The sequence below is a fragment of the Streptomyces sp. NPDC001220 genome, from assembly GCF_053597895.1.
The window spans coordinates 705,131-723,959 of record NZ_JBSFJE010000002.1 but is presented as its reverse complement, the minus strand read 5'-3'; the positions used below and the strand labels follow the sequence as shown (position 1 = coordinate 723,959).

Genomic DNA, 18,829 nt, shown 5'->3' with positions numbered 1-18,829 from the left:
GCGTTCCGGAAAGACTGCCCCGGAACAAAACCGCACAAGCCTCACCCAACCGTGACCGGCGCCTGCGCTTCCTCACCCGACTCGCGTATGGTCACGCTCATCTACCCCCGGCGACCCGTGGTGCATCCGTGATCCGATTCGACAATGTCTCCAAGGTCTACCCCAAACAGACCCACCCCGCACTCAGGGATGTGTCCCTGGAAGTGGAGAAGGGCGAGTTCGTCTTCCTCGTGGGGTCCTCCGGCTCCGGAAAGTCCACCTTCCTGCGGCTGATCCTCCGCGAGGAGCGGTGCAGTCACGGCCAGGTGCACGTCCTGGGCAAGGACCTGGCCCGTCTCTCCAACTGGAAGGTGCCGCAGATGCGCCGCCAGCTCGGGACGGTCTTCCAGGACTTCCGCCTGCTGCCCAACAAGACGGTCGCCGAGAACGTGGCCTTCGCCCAGGAGGTCATCGGCAAGTCCAAGGGCGAGATCCGCAAGTCGGTGCCGCAGGTGCTCGACCTCGTCGGGCTCGGCGGCAAGGAGGACCGCAGGCCGGGCGAACTCTCCGGTGGTGAGCAGCAGCGCGTGGCCATCGCGCGGGCCTTCGTCAACCGGCCCAAGCTGCTGATCGCCGACGAGCCGACCGGCAACCTCGACCCGCAGACCTCCGTCGGCATCATGAAGCTGCTCGACCGGATCAACCGGACGGGCACCACCGTGGTGATGGCGACACACGACCAGAACATCGTGGACCAGATGCGCAAGCGCGTCATCGAGCTGGAGAAGGGCCGACTCGTCCGCGACCAGACCCGCGGCGTCTACGGCTACCAGCACTGAAACCGATGCACACGTTCCCGACGCTTCACGCGCTCCACGACGGAAAGGCATAACCCGACGCCATGCGCGCCCAGTTCGTACTGTCGGAGATCGGAGTCGGTCTCCGCCGCAATCTGACGATGACCTTCGCGGTCGTCGTCTCGGTCGCCCTGTCCCTGGCGCTCTTCGGTGGCTCGCTCCTCATGAGCGACCAGGTCACCACCATGAAGGGCTACTGGTACGACAAGGTCAACGTCTCGATCTTCCTCTGCAACAAGAGCGACGCCGAGTCCGACCCCAACTGTGCCAAGGGCGCGGTCACCGACGACCAGAAGAAGCAGATCCAGGCCGACCTCGGCAAGATGTCGGTGGTCGAGAAGGTCACCTACGAGTCGCAGGACGACGCGTACAAGCACTACAAGGAGCAGTTCGGCGACTCCCCGCTCGCCGACTCCCTCACGCCGGACCAGATGCAGGAGTCCTACCGGATCAAGCTGAAGGACCCGCAGAAGTACCAGGTGGTCGCGACGGCCTTCGACGGCCGTGACGGCGTCCAGTCCGTCCAGGACCAGAAGGGCATCCTGGACAACCTCTTCGGGCTGCTGAACGGCATGAACTGGGCGGCCCGCGCGGTCATGGCGATGATGCTGGTGGTCGCCCTGATGCTGATCGTCAACACGGTGCGCGTCTCCGCGTTCAGCCGTCGGCGCGAGACCGGCATCATGCGCCTGGTCGGCGCCTCCGGCTTCTACATCCAGGCCCCGTTCATCGCGGAGGCCGCGGTCGCCGGCCTGATCGGCGGCACAGTCGCCTGCGGATTCCTGGTGATCGCCCGCTACTTCATCATCGACCACGGCCTGGCCCTCTCCCAGAAGCTGAACCTGATCAACTTCATCGGCTGGGACGCGGTGCTGACCAAGCTCCCGCTCATCCTCGCAACAAGCCTCCTGATGCCCGCCCTTGCGGCGTTCTTCGCGCTGCGCAAGTACCTGAAGGTGTGACGCATGCCAAGAGGGCCGTACGGGCAACCGCCCGTGCGGCCCTTTTCGTTGTCCTAGACTCACCGGCATGTCAGGCCGAGAGCTGTTCTGTCAGCCCCGCCGGGTTCGCCGGGGGGCGGCTCTGACGTTGGTGTTCGCAGGCTTGTTGGTGACCGGGGCGGCCACCGGGGCGTTTCCCGATCCGGGGCTGGCCGACCGGAAGACGCCGGGCGGAGCCGCTCGTCCGGCCGCCGGGCACGACGAGGTCGCCAGGGCGGCCGCCGAGGCGATGGCCGACGGCAAGTCGCCCATGGAGGCGGCGGAACGGGCCGTGAGCCGCAGCGGGGACCGGTGGGCCGCGGTCTACTCCGAGGGCGAGTACCAGGAGTTCGAGGAGGCGCTCGACGGCCAGTACACCGGTGTCGGGCTGTGGGCCCGGCGGGAGCGGGACGGCCGGATCGAGGTGACCAAGGTGCAGGCCGGGTCACCCGCGGCCACCGCCGGCATCAGGAACGGCGACCGGCTGCGCAGTGTCGACGGGGCGGACGTCGACGGGCGGCCCGTCACCGACGTCGTCTCGTTACTGCGCGGCGACGCCACCGACGCCCGCGCCGGTACGACTGTCACCCTCGGCCTCGAACGCGGCACGCACGCGTGGACCGAGACCCTGCGCCGCGCGCTGCTGTCCACCGACTCGGTGACCGTCCGCAAGCTGTCCACCGGTATCACCGTCATCAAGATCTCCGCCTTCACCAGGGGGTCCGGGGAACTCGTCCGCGACGCCGTGCGGCAGGCCCCCGCCGACGGCGGGATCGTCCTCGACCTGCGGGGCAACTCCGGCGGCCTGGTCAGCGAGGCCGTCACCGCCGCCTCCGCCTTCCTCGACGGCGGCCTGGTCGCCACCTACGACGTCGACGGCGCCCAGCGCGCCCTGCACGCCGACGCCGGCGGCGACACCGCGAGACCCCTGGTCGCGCTCGTCGACGGCGGCACGATGAGCGCGGCCGAGATGCTCACCGGCGCCCTCCAGGACCGCGGCCGGGCGGTCGTCCTCGGCTCCCGCACCTTCGGCAAGGGCTCCATCCAGATGCCCACCCGGCTCCCCGACGGCTCGGTCGCCGAGCTCACCGTCGGCCACTACCGCACCCCCTCGGGCCACACCGTCGACGGCCGGGGCATCACCCCCGACCTGGAGGTGGGCTCCGGGGCGCTGGAGCGGGCCGAGACGGTCCTCAGCGGCCTGGGCGACCCGTCGTAGCCCGCCGTGGGTGCCCCTGCGGGACCCACCGCTAATCCGCTTCCCTCGCACCCCCTCCGTAGTGCGAAAATGGAGGGCACTATGGCCAAGGGAATGTACGTACCGAAAGAGTCCCAGCAGAAGCAGCAGGGGACGGCCGCCAAAGCCAGGGACGGCGAGAAGGGCGGCAAGCGCAAGATCGTCGCGCAGAACAAGAAGGCGCGGCACGACTACGCGATCATCGACACCTACGAGGCCGGCATCGTGCTGTCCGGCACCGAGGTGAAGTCGCTGCGCCAGGGCCGCACCTCGCTGACCGACGGCTTCGTGCAGATCGACGGGAACGAGGCGTGGCTGCACAACGCCCACATCCCCGAGTACAGCCAGGGCACCTGGACCAACCACTCGGTGCGCCGCAAGCGCAAGCTGCTGCTGCACCGGGAGGAGATCGACAAGCTGGAGGCCAAGTCCCAGGAGACGGGCCACACGATCGTGCCGCTCGCCATCTACTTCAAGGACGGCCGCGCCAAGGCGGAGATCGCGCTCGCCCGCGGCAAGAAGGAGTACGACAAGCGGCAGACCCTGCGCGAGCAGCAGGACCGGCGGGAGTCGGACCGGGCGATCGCGGCGGCGAAGCGGAAGCAGCGCGGCCAGTAGGGCGAAGCCGCCGGGAATACGGTGGCATCGGCGTGCGTTGGTCACGTACGATGGGACCAACACCAGGGGAAGCCCGGGTGTGCGCATTGAAAAATCAACATGGGGATGATCGGTTTCGACAGCGGATGTTGAAACAGGGGAAGCGTGTCGAGGAAGCGGCAATGATCTCGTTAACCATATGTCGCAACCAATAATCGCCAATTCCAAGAGCGATTCCCGCGCCTTCGCCCTCGCTGCCTAATAAGCAGTGAGTGAAGGCCCTTAACGGGTGTCAGCCCGGGGGTGTTCCCGACCCGGACCCTGGCATAATCTAGGGGACTAAACCATCGAGCCCGGTCACGGGGTTCGGTGGGAAATCAAACAGTGACTGGGCCCGTCGGCGACTTGTTCGCGTGATCGCCGGGGCCGAGAAAATCACAGCGAACTGCACACGGAGAAGCCCTGCTTTTGCACCGTTGGACGCGGGTTCGATTCCCGCCATCTCCACAGTCTCCATGTTGCGAGGGCCCGGTGGTCTACGACCACCGGGCCCTCGTCGTGTTCGCGGGACATGGCTGATGTGAAGGTTGATCTCGTTCGGTCAAAAACTCTTCACAGGTAGCCCATAAGTTGACTAAAGTGCGGTGCGCGCAGGGCTGATCTGACCAGTCGGCTGCCGCGCACGTCCATCGGCGACCGGGGGAACACTGTCGCCACGGGGGAGGGGCACATCGTCATGCCGTCATCGCTGACGTATCCGCAGAGACGAACGCATCCGCGCCGTACGCGAGCCTGACCGCCGCCACGGCACCTCACTTCTTCCAGTCGGGCCCCCGGTCTGCCCTCTTCACGAAGAACGGATGCTCTTTTGCGTTCCAGACCCGGGCCAGTGACGCCTCTTGCGCGAAAGTCCCGCAGTCTCAAGCGACTTGTCCCCTCCGTGCTCGCGCTCGCCGTGCTCGCCACGGTCGCCGGCCGGCCGGACCCGCCCCAGGACCGGGCCGCCGGCTTCAGTCCGGTGGCCGACAGCTACGACGGCTTCGACGCCAAGGCCGCCGAGCAGTTCCGTCAGGACCAGTGCCTGATGGCCGAGGTGCTGCGCACGGGCGGCGCGGCCATGTTCAGTACCGCCCAGAACGGGCTCGACCAGACCCCGGACAAGCTGCACACCGCGGCGAACCGCGAGTACTGGAATCCCACCCCGCTCTCGACGGCGTACGACAAGGACAAGGACACCGCCGACAAGGCGGGCGACGCCCTCAACGCGTACGTCGACGTCTGGAAGAAGCCGCTCGACGGCCTGAGCACCCCGGGCGGATTCACCGAGGCCGGATTCCACTGGCCGCCGGGAACCACCGGTACGGGCCCTGGCTTCTTCGAGCAGACCGGCCTGGGCCAGTGGATCGCCGCCCAGTTCTGGAAGTCGGAGGACGACTTCTACAAGGATCCGACCCCGAAGGCCGACGACGCCACGGTGAAGGCGGTCAAGGACCTCGGCACCCCGCTCTACGGCGGTGACCCGGACCCCTCGCTCCCCTCCCCGCAGTGGCAGCAGGCCTACGCCGAACACCAGGCGTGGGACGGCCTGGTGAACTCGTCCACGCCTCCGACGGGCACCGACGACGCCCGTGTCTTCCTCTCCTCCGGCGGTTTCCCGCGCACCGCGCCCGAGCCGGGCAGCGTCGAGTACCGCATCGCCGTGGAGGACCTGAAGACCCGGTTCGCGTCCTGCGACTGGCGCAGCCCCGTCGACCCGGACAGGGTCCTCGGCAAGGAGGTCGCAGACGCGTCCGCCGAGTGGCAGCGGGAGATCGCCGGCCAGACCACCCAGCGCGACCAGATCCTCAACGCGAACCGCGACGCCACCAAGGCCCTCGCGACCGGCTCCAAGGCGCTGGGCGAGCTGCTGGGCCAGTCGTGGATCGCCGACCGCCTCGCCCGCTGGCAGGACTACTGGTCCGCCGGCGGCCCCGGCTGGATCGGCGACAGCCCGATGATCGTGCACGCGCACGGCGCCGCCGACAAGTGCCTCGAAGTGGGCGGCGGCAAGAAGGACAACGGCACGCCGGTGCAGATCTACACCTGCAACGGCTCGGTCGGGCAGAAGTGGGCGATCAGCGGCGACGCGCTGGTCAACGTCAACTCCGGCAAGTGTCTGGAGGTGAAGGGCGGCGGCATCACGAACGGGACCGTGGCGCAGATCTCGACCTGCAACACCAAGACCCCGGCCCAGAAGTGGGAGTACGACACCCACGCGACCAGCCGCCTGTACAACCCCGGCACCGGCAACTGCCTGGACCTCGCGACCTACGACAACGGCCGCGACGCCCGGATGTGGGACTGCAAGGGCACCGACCCGCAGAAGTTCGACATCGCCCCGTCCGGCCACAACGGCACCGACAAGCTGGACTATCCGACCAAGGCCCAGTTCGACAAGGCGAAGAAGGGCGTCACCGACGCCCAGGCCGCGGCGAAGACCCAGCTCGACCTGCTCAAGGCCCAGGCGGCCGCGGCGAAGAAGTCCGCCACCGACACGGACACCGCCACCCAGGCCGCCTACGCCGTCGCCGACCAGGCGGGCGCCCCGCGCGGCCGAGGCCTGCTCGTCGGCCGGCAGAAGGCCCAGGTCACCAAGGCGTCGGCCGCCGCGCTCGACGCCCTGTCCAAGGCCGGCGACACCGCCTACGCGGCGACCAAGGCGTCCGCCGGGGACAGCGCGACCATCGCCGCCCGCGCGGTGACGCAGGCGGCACAGTCGAAGGCCGCGTTCCGTACGGCCGCCGCACAGGAGGCCAACGCGCAGGCGAAGGCCGCCGCCGACGCGGCCGCCGTACAGGCGCAGACCGCCAAGGCCGCGCGCGACACGGCGAAGGCGAAGCTCGGCGAGACCCAGCGGGCGGAGGCCGGCGCGAAGGCGGCCGCCGCCACCGCGCACGCCAAGCGGCTCGACGCGGAGGCGGAGGAGGCGACGGCCAAGGCGGAGAAGGCGACCGCCGCGCAGAAGCAGGCCGAGGCCGCGCAGCACAGGACGAACGCCGAGGGGTACGCGAAGACCGCCGCCGAGGCCAAGGACCGGGCGGAGACCGCCGAATCCACCGCCCGCGCCAAACGCCAGGACGCGGAGGCCGCGCGGGACCTGGCCAAGGGCAAGTCGGACGACGCGTGGGACGCGAAGAACAAGGCGAACGCGGCCCGCGCGAAGTCCGACGCCAAGGACGCCTACGCCGACGCGCACGACTCCGACGCCGACGCGAAGGACTCCCGGGCCGCGGCCGACGAGGCGGACCAGGCGGCCGACGACGCGGAGGCGGCGGCGGGTTCGGCCCGTACCGAGGCCGACGCGGCGAGCCAGGCCGCGGCGGACGCCGACGCGGCGGCGACGCGTGCCGAGGCGGCGGCGAAGCGGGCCCGTTCCGACGCGGACGACGCCCAGGCGGCCAAGCTGAAGGCGGACGCGGCGGTACGCACCGCGACCAGCGCGGCGGCGGACGCCATCAAGGCCTCCCAGTCCTCGGCCGCCGCGGCCCGCGCCGCCGTCAAGCTGGCCGACGAGGCGGAGCAGCACGCGGCCGACTCCAAGAAGCAGGCCGACGCGGCCAAGGCCGAGGCCGCCAAGGCGGTCGCGGGCGCGGCCGACGCGGCCGGTCACGCGTACACGACCGCGCAGGCGGCCGAGGACGCCGGAGCCTCCGCGCAGCAGGTCGCCGCACCGGCCAACGACGCGATCCAGCTCGGCTCGCCCTACGTCGACACCGACTCCGCGGCCGGACTCGTCGTCCTGACCGGCCAGTCGTCGAAGACGATCGCCGAGCAGCAGCAGGCCGTCGCCGAGGCGCACGCCGCCAACGCGCAGAAGAACGCCGAGCAGGCGCAGAGCCTCGCCGACGCGGCGACCGGCGACGCCAAGGCCGCGTACACGATCGCCGCCGAGGCGGCCGGTCACGCGGCGGACGCCCGCAGGTCCTCGAAGGAGGCGCTGGGGTACGCCGCCGAGGCGGCGCAGTACGCGGCGGACGCGCAGAAGTCACTGGCGCGCACCATCGAGTACGACCAGCAGGCCACCGCGGACGCGGCAGCCGCCGACCAGGCGGCCGGCAACGCCGAGGGCTACGCCAAGGACGCCCGGGACTCCGCCGACCAGGCGGCCCTGGACGCGGACGCGGCCCGTACGGCGGCCGCCGAGGCCGAGCAGTCCGCGAAGGATGCCCGTGCCGCGGCCGATCGCGCCGACGCCGAGGCCACCGCGGCCGAGGAGGCGGCGAAGGACGCCCAGCGGTACGCCGAGTCGGCGCAGCAGGCGGCCGACCAGGCGGCAGCCGGCGACGCGAACAAGCAGGTGCAGGCCGGCGCCGGGACCGGAACCGGGATCGGCGGGGTGTTCTCCGTCATCGACGACATCAAACAGCAGGGGGACCCGCAGCGGCTTCCGGACGACTGCTCCCGGCTGCCCTGCGACCTGGTGTTCGAAGTGCACTTCGACGCGGTCGTCAGCTACTACTACTGCGACAACCTTGATGTCCCCGCGACCGAGGCGGGCTGCCCCGCCGAGGACACATACTTCCTCACCACCAAGACGTTCAAGAACCTGAAGAAGACGGTCAAGATCTCCTCCTGGGAGGCGACCAAGGACCTGTGGAAGGGCCTTTACCACTCGATCATCGATGACTTCACCGGCTGCTACCACAAGGCCACCGGCAGCGGTGACGGGAGCTACGGCGACTGTGCCTGGGCCGCCACCTGGCTCCCGCTCGGCGGACCGATCGGGAAGATCACCGAGACGATCCGCGCCTTCGACGCCGCCCTGCGCACCGGCATCGGAGTCGACGACGCCCTGAAGGCGCTGCGCGCGCTGGACATCGACGCCGCGGCCCTCGCCAAGATCGAGGACACCGCGCACGTCTACGAGGACGCGCTCGCGCTCTGCACGAAGGACAGCTTCCCCGGTGGTACCGAGGTGCTGTTGTCCGACGGCTCGCGCAAGGCGATCCGGGACGTCCACGAGGGCGACCTGCTGCTGGCCGCCGACCCGGAGACCGGCCGGCTGCGCCCGGAACCGGTGACGGACACGTTCCGCCACGACACGCGCCGAATGACGGACATCGGCGTGGCCGGTGGTCTGATCACCAGCACACGCGGTCACCGTTTCTTCGTGGCCGGCCGGGGCTGGACCCAGGTCTCCGGCCTTCGGGTGGGCGACAGGCTGCGCACTGCGGACGGGACGCTGAGCCCCGTCACGGCCCTCACGGACCGTTCGGGCCGTACCGAGGTCTACGACCTCACGGTCGACGACCTGCACACGTTCTTCGTGCGTACCCAGGGGCGGGCGCCTCAGGACGTCCTCGTCCACAACTGCCTGAACATCATCGCGGACGAGGGCAAGTTCGGTGCCCACACCCTGACGCAGCACGTGCGGCGCTCCGACACGCAGATGGCCGACAAGGCGAGGACGGTCCGGGGCGGCGTCGCCACCAGGTGGATGAGCGAGGACGTCGCCAACAGCTCGGTCAACGACGCGTTCCAGCAGTGGTTCGCCCGTAACCCGAAGGGGCTGGACGGCTGGCTGAGCCGCATGCGCGACAAATTCGGCAGGAACGGCGACCGCGGGCACTTCGATCCCCAGACCGATCTGAAGGAGATCACATGGACCCTCAAGGACGCCAGGAATCTCGGCTTCAAGTGGGTGAAGGACGGCCCGCAGAAGGTCGACGCCGGAAATAAGGTGGTCATCCAGCTGAAGTACGTCGGTCGCCAGCACCCGTCCGGTTACGTCGTGTACTCGTCGTATCTCGCCGGCTGAGCCACCGGCCTCACCTGTCCGACCGTGCCGGGGACGACGGCACACACCGTCCCCGGCGCGACGGGCGGGGCGGAAGAAGTGTCGCCTTCTTCCGCCCCGCCCGCTCCGACGCTCCGCGAGGAACTCATGGAAGAACCACGGGAAGCACGCTTCTGGAACTTCGAGGAGGATTTCGGGCTCAGTCTGCTGATCGCGACGCTCGGGACGGCCGTGACGCCGGTGGTGCCGGACGGGGACGCCGACGACGCCCGCGTTCTGCGGGACGATGCCCGTCTGCTGTTGGACTCGCGCCTTCCGGCCGAGACCCTGCGGACGGTATGGCGTGCCGCGGGGGGAGGTCAGGACCCCGGGCCGGACGTCCCCGGCCTGCTCCGCCGGATCGTGGAGTCGGCCGAGGACCGGATCGCCCGGGAAGCCGCCGGTCTCTCTTCGGCCGACACGTTCTTCGAGAGCACACCGCCCATGGTCACGGTGGACGAACCGGCGATGAGGAAAGCCGTGTGCGCCGAGGTGAGAGCCGTGTCGCACCTGCTGACGGGCCCGGACGTCGGAGCCGCGTTGGAACGCGTGGCCGCCGAGGCGGATGCCGACCTCGGTTTCCGGCTGTTCCTGCGTGTCGTGAAGGAGACTCCGGTCACCGTCGCCGTGGAGCGGTACGACCGGTACCGGACGATCGGTGAGGTGTTCGGCTACCCGGGGCGCCTGGTGCACGACGGGCTCGATGTGCGCTGGCCCCGCTTCGACCACGTCTCGCTGCGGCGGCGCTTCTACTGGGACTTCGGGTTCTCGTACCTCGCCGGACGATTCCACGGCGATCTGTGGCAGCACTCCTACACGGTCGACGAGGGCATTCGCGGCGCGGCCTCCGAGTACGCGGGTCTGGTGCCGGGTTCCTCAGCGTTCGCGCTGCTGGAGGACACGCTGCGGCTGTCCCGGTCACCGATGTCCGACGATGCTCTCACCGAGCTCTGGCAGGCGGCGACGGGCTATGGCTACGACCCGCAGGCCGAGGGTGTCACGGCGCGGCAGTGGCTCCATCGGATCGCGGAGGTCTGCATCGAACGCCTGCGGGAGATCGACCCCGGGTTCACCCTCGGCGCACCCTCGCCGGGCGACTTCGAGGCACTGAACGCGGTCCTGCGGGAACTGCGGGAGATCGCTCCCGTTCTGACCCGCGCGGTGCACGACAGCCCCTGGTACGGCGTCACCAGGAGCCCGTGGTTCGAACACTCCCGCACGGTGGTTCCCGCGCTCGAGCAGGTCGTCGACCAGGTCGATCCCGATCTCGGCTTCCGTCTGCTGCTCACATGTGTCAGGGCCTACGACGTGCCGGTCACCGATGAGCAGTACGCCCGCTGGACGGCTCTCGGCGACCGGTTCGGCTACGGCCGACGACACGTCGCCGACCTGGCTGATCCGCACGCGGAACGCTGACCCCTTCGACGCCGTGACCTACCGGGGCCTGGCCCATGGCGGTCTGTCCATGATGACGGCCCCCACCTGGCAGGGCGGAAGGAAGTTGCAGGCGATAGGGGGCACGCACCCGGGTGCGGGCCTTACCTTGTCCCAGCACCGGTACGAGTCCGTGGTCCGGTGGCGTTCCACTGCCTCCGTCGGCCGACTCCCGCCGGCCGCCTCCCGCGCTTCGACGTGGGAGGGTGGGTGCGGGCCGTCTGGCCGTCAATGGGTGCGGCGGGAATTGAGGGAAGCGATTCGACCGACCGCTTTCGCCGTTCGGCCGGCCGTGTTGACCACAAGGGCTGTGACGGCCGCGGCGGCCGGGGCGGCGAAGGCGGCCGTCGGCGAGACGTGTTCCGCCGCCCAGCCGCCCAGTGCGGAGCCGGCCGCGATGCCGGTCAGCAGGGCGGTCACGACCAGGCTCATCCCCTCGTTGAGACGCTCCTCGGGAGTGCGGTCCTGGACCAGGGTCATCGCGGTCACCATGGTCGGCGCGGTCGCCATACCGGCCACGAGCAGGGCGGCCGCCAGCGCCCACAGGCTGTCGGCGGTGCGGGCCGCGAGGAGGGGGAGGAGCATCAGGGCCGCCATCGCCGACAGGCAGACCGGCAGCCGCCGTTCGGCCGGTCCGGTCGGCCTGATCGCCCCGTACACCAGTCCCGCCGCGCAGGAGCCGGCCGCCTGGAGGGCGAGGACGGCACCGGCCGCCGCACGATGGCCCTGGGCGTCGGCGTAGGCGATCGTGACCACCTCCATCGAGCCGAACACCGCGCCGGTCGCGACGAAGCAGGCGAGGAGGGAAGGGATGGGCAGGGGGCCCTTTCCGGTGCGGGTGGGCCGGGGCGGTGGCTCGGTGGCCCGCTGGGCGGTGAACAGCAGCATGCCGGACAGCAGCAGGACCGCGCCGACCAGCGTGCCCGCCTCCGGGAAGAACGTGCCGGTCAGGAAGGACGCCAGCACCGGGCCGAGCATGAAACACAGTTCGTCCGCGGCCTGTTCGAAGGAGTTCGCGGTGTGCAGGGCGTCCGGGTCCGCGCGCAGCAGATGGGCCCAGCGGGCCCGGGACATGCCGCCGAGGTTGGGCGTGGTGGCGGTGGCCGCGTAGGCCGCGAAAAGGGTCCAGTCCGGGGCGCCGAAGCGGACGCAGAGCAGCAGGGCGAGGCTGCCGAGCACCGCGGTGACGGTGGTGGGTACGGCGACCCGCGCCTGGCCGTACCGGTCGACCAGCCGTGCCACCCACGGCCCGGCCACCCCGGTCGCCGCGAGGCCGGTCGCGGTGACGGCACCGGCGAGGGCGTACGAACCACGGGCACCGGCGATCATGACGACCGCGCTGACACTGAACATGCCCATGGGCAGCCGGGCCAGCAGGTTCCCGGCGGTGAAGGCACGGGCGCCGGGGAGGGCGAAGAGCCGGCGGTAGGGGCCGGATGGGCGGCGTGGACGGTGGGAGAGGGCGGTGGTGCGGGAGCCGGAGCGGCCGTGAGTGTGGTGATGGGTGCGGGGGCCGAAGTCGACGGCGACGAGGGTGTCGGCGGTGACGGTGTAGAGGGGGTGCGGAGGGTCCTGCGGATGCGGCCTCGGAGGGGATTGCGGGCGGGGCTTCGGCTGGGGCCCCGGGTGGGGCCTCGGGGCGGTCGGCTCGGTCGGATGCGGCATGTCCATCACCGTCGCCCAGGGCCGATCAAGGGGTCCAACACCTGCTCGGTGCCGATTCACGCACCCGTGTTGTAAGTTCGCGTGATGTCAGCGCCCGCCCACATCGATCCCCGGTTGCTGCGTGTCTTCGTGACCGTCGCCGAGGAACTGCACTTCACCCGCGCCGCCACCCGGCTGTACGTCGCCCAGCAGGCCCTGAGCCGTGATGTACGGCGGCTGGAGCGGGAGCTGGGCGCCGAGCTGTTCCTCCGGACCACCCGGCAGGTCGCCCTGACCGCCGACGGTGTCCGGCTGCTGCCGTACGCCCGCCGGGTGCTGGCCGCCCAGGACGCGCTGCTCGCCGCGTTCGGGCAGGCCCGGCCGCTGCTGGTGGACCTCAACTCCCCGGGTCTGGAGACCGGCCGCCGGGTGCTGCACCGCGCCCGTGAACTCGCCCCCGACGGGGAGCTGATGGCCCGCTACGAGAGCGGGCTCACCGGAGCGGCGGCCGAACTCCTCGCCGGGCGGCTCGACGCGTCCTTCGGACGGTTCGCGGGACTGGATCCGGCGCTGCGCTCCGGGCTCGAACAACAGCCCGTACGGCTCGAACGAATGGCCGTAATCATTCCCTCGGATCACCGGCTGGCGGGCCTGGCGGAGGTGCCGCTGGCCGCGCTGGCGGGTGAGACGGTGTACGCCGGCGCGGGGAACGAGCGCACGCTGGAATGGACTGACCTGGCGTTCTCTCTCTTCGAGGGGCGGGGTATCGCGGTCGCGCCGCCGCTGCCGCTGGCCGTCGGGGAGGAGGAGTTCGAGCGCATCATGGCCAAGAACCGGAATCCGATCCTCGGGGTAGTGGGATTTCCGGCCATACCTGGGACGGTCTCGCGGCCCCTGGTGGACCCCGTCCCCTTGTCGCCCGTGTCGCTCGTGTGGCGAAAGGGGCTGGTCCATCCGGGAGTGGACGCGCTGCGGCGGGCGGCCGCCGAGATCGGGCGGGCGGAGGGCTGGCTTCGGTGGCCGTCCGATGGATGGATTCCGGCCAGTGATCAAGATGTGATGGACGACCACAAATGACACATCGGGAACGGGGCCTCCCCTCGTGCGCTAGCTTCATGGCCCCGAGCGCGGAGAGCTAGAAGGGGGCGTTCGGAACCGGGTGGGGGCCCGGGTCCGGTGACGTGTGCTCGGGTTCGTCAGCGCGCCCGGAACACTCCCGTGGGGGGATGCGTGCGCGTGAAAAATTGGCGAGAAGAAACCCAACCGGAATTGCCCCAGGTGGCCCTGGATGCCCGGGATGTGCCACTGGCGGGCGGAGACGCACCGGAGGAGGCCGCCCGGGGAGCCGACGGCTCCGGGGTGACCGGGACGTCCGGGGTGACCGGGACGTCCGGAGTGACCACCGGTACCAGCGAGGTGCCCGGGACGGCCGGTACGACCGAGGCGCCCGGGACGGCCGAGTCGACCGAGGCGACCGGGGTGACCGAGGTGCTGCGGGTCGGTGCGCTGCGGGATCCGTGGGGCGTGATCCCGGGCGGCGCGGCTCGCGCGGTCCCGGCCGGCGCGGAGGGGCCGTTCGCTGCCGAGGACCCGTTCGCCGCCGAGGACCCGGGCTCCTTCCGGGGCTCGGACTCCTTCCAGGGCCCTGCCTCCTTCCAGGGCCCGGACCGGGGGCCCGCCCCGGTCGACGTCGGTGCGGTACGGATACGGCCGACCGGTGCGGCGGAGCTCTCCGACGCGCCGGTCTTCGTCGACGAGTCGGGGCGCCGCAGCCGCCGGTTCCGCAGGATCGGGATGGCCGTCGGCCTCGCCTGCGCGGTCTACGCGGTCGTCATCGTCGTAACCCTGCTGTCCGGCAGTTCCGACGCGCCCTGGCTGCCGGTGCCCGGGCAGAACCACGACCGGCCGGCCGGCAAGGTCGACGACTCGCCGCAGCCCGCCCCGGGCGCCCGGTCCTCGGGGGACGGCGCCCCGGTGGCCGCTCCGGCCGTGAGCGGCGACGGCAGGACCCCGCCCGCCGGCGCCTCCGCCCGGGCGCCGGGGGCGGGGAAGAAGGGGACCGGCCGGCCGAGCGCGTCCACGTCCGCGCAGCCGACGTCGTCCGCCGGGACGGCGGGCTCCTCGCCGAAGGCCGGGGCGTCGTCCGTGCCGCCCTCGCCGTCCGTCTCGGCGCCCACGTCGGCCACCCCGACCCCGCCCGCGTCGTCGGCCCCGCCCTCGCCCAGCGACTCGGCCGCGCCGACCGGCGGCCCGGTCGCGGAGGGGGCGGCCCCCAGGACCGGGACCGGCATCTCTCCCACCCCCGTCCTGTGATGGCGCCCCGCAGCCGTACCCGAACCGGCACCCGCGGCAGTACCCGGACCGGCACCCGTACCCGCGGCAGCACCCGGACCGGCACCCGTACCCGTCGTCATGGAACCGCCACCGCGCCGCTCACCGAGGGCTCCCGGCGCCGCCGCCTGTCCATGCGCCTGACGCTGCCCGTGCTGGTGGTCGGCGCCGTGATGGCGATGCTGATGCTGCGCGGCTACGTCCACAGCGAGATCCTCGCCGACCACCGCGTCCGTCCCGAGGCCTCCTCCGACAAGGTGCCGGAGAAGATCCTGGACGGCGGCCCGGTCATCGACACCCGGGGCGGCCGTACGACGTCACTGCGCATCCCCGACCACCACCTGGTCCTCACCTTCGACGACGGCCCCGATCCGACCTGGACCCCGAAGGTCCTGGACGTCCTGAAGAAGCACCACGCGCACGCCGTCTTCTTCGTCACCGGCACCATGACCTCCCGCTATCCGCAGCTGGTCCGGCGCATGGTGGCCGAGGGCCACGAGGTCGGCGTGCACACCTTCAGCCACCCCGACCTGTCGTACCAGTCGAGGAAGCGCATCGACTGGGAGCTGTCCCAGACCCAGCTGGCGGTCACCGGCGCGGCCGGCATCCGGACGTCCCTGTTCCGGCCGCCGTACTCCTCCTTCGCCGACGCCATGGACGACCGTTCCTGGCCGGTGACCCGGTACATCGGCAGCCGCGGCTACATCACGGTCGTCAACAACACGGACAGCGAGGACTGGCGCAAGCCGGGCGTCGCCGCCATCGTCCGCAACGCGACCCCGCACGACGGCAAGGGCGCGATCGTCCTCATGCACGACTCGGGCGGCGACCGCCACCAGACCGTCCAGGCCCTGGACCGCTTCGTCCCGCTGCTCCAGCACCGCGGCTACACCTTCGGCAACCTCACCGAGGCCCTGAACGCACCGAGCGCCCACACCCCGGTCACCGGCCCCGACCTCTGGCAGGGCAGGGCGTGGATCTCCCTGGTCCAGGCGGCGGACGGCGTCACCAACGTGCTGGTGGCCGGGCTCGCGGTGGTCGGCGTGGCGGTGCTGGCCCGGTTCGCCCTGATGCTCTGGCTCTCCTTCGTACACACCCGCAGGGTCCGCCGCAGGGGATTCACGTGGGGCCGGCCGGTGACGGAGCCGGTCTCCGTCCTGGTCCCCGCGTACAACGAGGCCAAGTGCATCGAGAACACGGTACGTTCACTGACCGCGAGCGAGCACCCGATCGAGATCCTCGTCGTCGACGACGGTTCGACGGACGGCACGGCGGAGATCGTGGCGGACCTGGACCTGCCCGGCGTCCGGGTGATCCGCCAGGTGAACGCGGGCAAGCCCGCCGCCCTCAACAGGGGCCTGGCCAACGCCCGCCACGACATCGTCGTGATGATGGACGGCGACACGGTCTTCGAACCGGCCACGGTACGCGAGCTGGTCCAGCCCTTCGGCGATCCGCGGGTCGGCGCCGTCGCCGGCAACGCGAAGGTCGGCAACCGGGACTCGCTGATCGGCGCCTGGCAGCACATCGAGTACGTGATGGGCTTCAACCTGGACCGCCGGATGTACGACGTACTGCGCTGCATGCCGACGATCCCGGGCGCGGTGGGCGCGTTCCGCCGTACCGCCCTGGAACGGGTCGGCGGCATGAGCGACGACACCCTCGCCGAGGACACCGACATCACGATGGCCATCCACCGGGACGGCTGGCGGGTGGTGTACGCGGAACGGGCACGGGCCTGGACCGAGGCCCCGGAGTCCGTCTCCCAGCTCTGGTCCCAGCGCTACCGCTGGTCGTACGGCACCATGCAGGCGATCTGGAAACACCGCGGGGCGCTGCTCGACCGGGGACCGTCGGGCCGCTTCGGCCGCGTGGGCCTCCCCCTGGTCTCGCTCTTCATGGTGGTGGCCCCCCTCCTGGCCCCCCTGATCGACGCGTTCCTCCTCTACGGCATCGTCTTCGGCCCGACACAGCGGACGATCGGCGCCTGGCTGGGCGTACTGACCGTGCAGGCGGTCTGCGCGGCCTACGCCTTCCGCATGGACCGCGAACGCATGACCCATCTCGTCTCGCTGCCGCTCCAGCAGATCCTCTACCGCCAGTTGATGTACGTCGTACTGCTCCAGTCCTGGATCACGGCCCTCACCGGCGGCCGGCTGCGCTGGCAGAAGCTGCGGCGCACGGGAGTGGTGGAGGCGCCGGGCGGCGGAGCCGGCGGCCGGGAGAAAGGGAGGCAGGCGGCATGACACAGGCCGAGACGGCCCCCGTCCCAACAGGGAAGCGGTCCGGAACCGGCGGCCGGGACCGCTACCTGGACCTGCTCCGCTCCCTGGCCCTGCTCCGCGTGGTGGTCTACCACCTGTTCGGCTGGCCCTGGCTGACCATCCTCTTCCCCTCCATGGGCGTGATGTTCGCGCTGGCCGGCTCGCTGATGGCACGCAGCCTGGACCGCCCGGCGGCGAACGTGATCAGGGGCAGGCTCCGCCGCCTCCTGCCGCCACTCTGGCTGTTCAGCGCGGTCCTGCTGACCATGATGCTGACGGCCGGCTGGCATCCGCTGAACGACCCCGACGTGGGCACCGGTTGGGCCGGCTGGGGCAGGCTGATCGACTACTTCCTGCCGATCGGCGCCCCGCCGTACCCCGAACACCTCGGCTCGGCCTCGGGCCTGCTGGACGACACGTGGGCGGAACAGGCGGCGGGACCGCTGTGGTACCTGCGCGCCTACCTCTGGTTCGTGCTCCTGTCCCCGCTCCTGCTGCGGGCGTTCCGCAGGGCGCCGCTGCCGACGGTGCTGGCGCCGCTGGCGCTGACGGCGGTGGTGGGCACGGGAGTGGTGTCCGTCCCCGGCGAGACCGGCGACGCGGTGACCGACTTCGCGGTGTACGGCGGCTGCTGGATCCTGGGCTTCGCCCACCACGAGGGCGTGCTGGCGCGGGTCCCGCGCTACGCGGCGGTCTCGCTGTCCTGCCTGGTGATGGCGGTGGGCCTGTGGTGGGCGTCGGGCCACCCGGGCCCCGAGGGCTGGGACCTGAACGACATCCCGCCGGCGCAGGCCTGCTGGTCGTTCGGGGCCGTGGTGCTGTTGCTGCAGTACTCCCCGTCATGGCGGGAGCTGCCGGGCCGTCTGCGCCGCTGGGACAGACCGATCACCCTCGCCAACAACCGTGCGGTGACCGTCTACCTCTGGCACAACATGCTGATCATGGCAACGTTCCCGATCATCGACGAGGCGTACAACCTGCCCTTCATGGCCTCCGACCGGGCGGCGTCCCTGCTGGACTCGACATACGGCTTCTGGACGTTCGTGCTGGTGTGGCCGCTGATCGCGGCGGCGGTGCTGGCCTTCGGGTGGGTGGAGGACGTGGCGGCGGGACGCCGACCCCGGGTGTGGCCGGACGGGAGGCGACGGGGGCGGGCGCGCCGGCGGGCGCCATGAGAAGCGGCCGTCTCAGTGCCATTCCTCGGGATCGAGCGGCCCCACGCGTCCGGGAGGCCGGTCCAGCGGGTGTCAATCGTCCTCGTCATTCCTCTGCAGGGAAATCCGGCGTAAGAATCCAGTATTCGGATCCCTCGGTGCTGGCCGCGCAGATCCGGTGACCGCTCAGGGAACGGGCGATGAAAAGGAGCTCTCCCGCTTGATCCGCCAATGCGGAAATATCGGTTGCCGGGGTCAGCCTGACGTGAACCCACCCGTAGCGCATACTGCCGGCCGCCAGAAAAGTTCCGTCATCGGCTACTACTCCTCCTTCACGTGCACGGGTCTTCCAGGCATCGTCGACCCGGTGACTCGCGTCGGGCCCGCGCTTGTTGATTCTCTGAACCGGCGTGGCATCGATGTGCACGACCCGGCGAAACGCCTCTTCGACGGATGGGCCGTCAACGCCCGTGTAGCGAGCGACCACTTCCAGGCCGGCGTTCGTGAATCGGTACTCGATTTCTGCGTCCATGGCAA

12 protein-coding genes and 1 other RNA gene are annotated in these 18,829 nt (G+C 70.8%); 11 read left to right on the top strand and 2 right to left on the bottom strand.

From position 1 onward, the window contains the following. The first annotated feature begins 128 nt into the window (after nucleotides 1–128). From ftsE to ACWDGI_RS07785, 7 genes are all read left to right on the top strand, one after another. Nucleotides 129–818 (top strand): cell division ATP-binding protein FtsE, encoded by a 690-nt coding sequence (gene ftsE / locus ACWDGI_RS07815; protein ID WP_360489516.1) that lies wholly within the window; start codon nucleotides 129–131, stop codon nucleotides 816–818. Nucleotides 819–880: 62 nt separating this feature from the next. Continuing rightward, nucleotides 881–1,798 carry a permease-like cell division protein FtsX gene (gene ftsX / locus ACWDGI_RS07810; protein WP_450756386.1) on the top strand — a complete coding sequence of 306 codons (918 nt, stop codon included), beginning with the start codon at nucleotides 881–883 and terminating at the stop codon, nucleotides 1,796–1,798. A gap of 67 nt (nucleotides 1,799–1,865) precedes the next feature. Next, nucleotides 1,866–3,035 (top strand): S41 family peptidase, encoded by a 1,170-nt coding sequence (locus tag ACWDGI_RS07805; protein ID WP_450756384.1) that lies wholly within the window; start codon nucleotides 1,866–1,868, stop codon nucleotides 3,033–3,035. A 93-nt stretch (nucleotides 3,036–3,128) separates the two neighbouring features. Continuing rightward, complete coding sequence (gene smpB / locus ACWDGI_RS07800; RefSeq protein ID WP_351701596.1) at nucleotides 3,129–3,671, top strand: SsrA-binding protein SmpB; 543 nt, start codon at nucleotides 3,129–3,131, stop codon at nucleotides 3,669–3,671. A 101-nt stretch (nucleotides 3,672–3,772) separates the two neighbouring features. After that, nucleotides 3,773–4,160: a transfer-messenger RNA gene (ssrA, locus tag ACWDGI_RS07795) on the top strand. A gap of 574 nt (nucleotides 4,161–4,734) precedes the next feature. Further along, nucleotides 4,735–9,447, top strand: coding sequence for a ricin-type beta-trefoil lectin domain protein (locus ACWDGI_RS07790; protein ID WP_450756529.1), 4,713 nt, complete (start codon nucleotides 4,735–4,737; stop codon nucleotides 9,445–9,447). Between the two features lie 126 nt (nucleotides 9,448–9,573). Next, a complete protein-coding gene (locus ACWDGI_RS07785) occupies nucleotides 9,574–10,881 on the top strand; it encodes a hypothetical protein (RefSeq protein WP_450756382.1) in 1,308 nt (435 codons plus the stop codon). Between the two features lie 246 nt (nucleotides 10,882–11,127). Here the strand turns inward: ACWDGI_RS07785 and ACWDGI_RS07780 are convergent, their stop codons facing one another. After that, the gene (locus ACWDGI_RS07780) at nucleotides 11,128–12,564 is read right to left on the bottom strand and encodes an MFS transporter (protein ID WP_450756380.1); all 1,437 of its coding nucleotides are present in this window, start codon (nucleotides 12,562–12,564) and stop codon (nucleotides 11,128–11,130) included. Between the two features lie 84 nt (nucleotides 12,565–12,648). Here ACWDGI_RS07780 and ACWDGI_RS07775 point away from each other — a divergent pair, with 84 nt between their 5' ends. From ACWDGI_RS07775 to ACWDGI_RS07760, 4 genes are all read left to right on the top strand, one after another. Continuing rightward, the gene (locus tag ACWDGI_RS07775) at nucleotides 12,649–13,620 is read left to right on the top strand and encodes a LysR family transcriptional regulator (protein ID WP_360489509.1); all 972 of its coding nucleotides are present in this window, start codon (nucleotides 12,649–12,651) and stop codon (nucleotides 13,618–13,620) included. A gap of 201 nt (nucleotides 13,621–13,821) precedes the next feature. Then, nucleotides 13,822–14,856, top strand: coding sequence for a hypothetical protein (locus ACWDGI_RS07770; RefSeq protein ID WP_450756378.1), 1,035 nt, complete (start codon nucleotides 13,822–13,824; stop codon nucleotides 14,854–14,856). Between the two features lie 152 nt (nucleotides 14,857–15,008). Beyond that, the gene (locus ACWDGI_RS07765; RefSeq protein ID WP_450756527.1) at nucleotides 15,009–17,120 is read left to right on the top strand and encodes a glycosyltransferase; all 2,112 of its coding nucleotides are present in this window, start codon (nucleotides 15,009–15,011) and stop codon (nucleotides 17,118–17,120) included. Continuing rightward, on the top strand, nucleotides 17,117–18,313 hold the full coding sequence (locus tag ACWDGI_RS07760) for an acyltransferase family protein (protein ID WP_450756376.1): 1,197 nt from the start codon (nucleotides 17,117–17,119) through the stop codon (nucleotides 18,311–18,313). Before ACWDGI_RS07765 ends, ACWDGI_RS07760 begins: the two co-directional genes overlap by 4 nt. Nucleotides 18,314–18,398: 85 nt before the next feature. Here the strand turns inward: ACWDGI_RS07760 and ACWDGI_RS07755 are convergent, their stop codons facing one another. After that, nucleotides 18,399–18,824: a hypothetical protein gene (locus ACWDGI_RS07755; protein ID WP_450756374.1), complete on the bottom strand. Its 426-nt coding sequence runs from the start codon at nucleotides 18,822–18,824 to the stop codon at nucleotides 18,399–18,401. Nucleotides 18,825–18,829 lie beyond the last annotated feature (5 nt).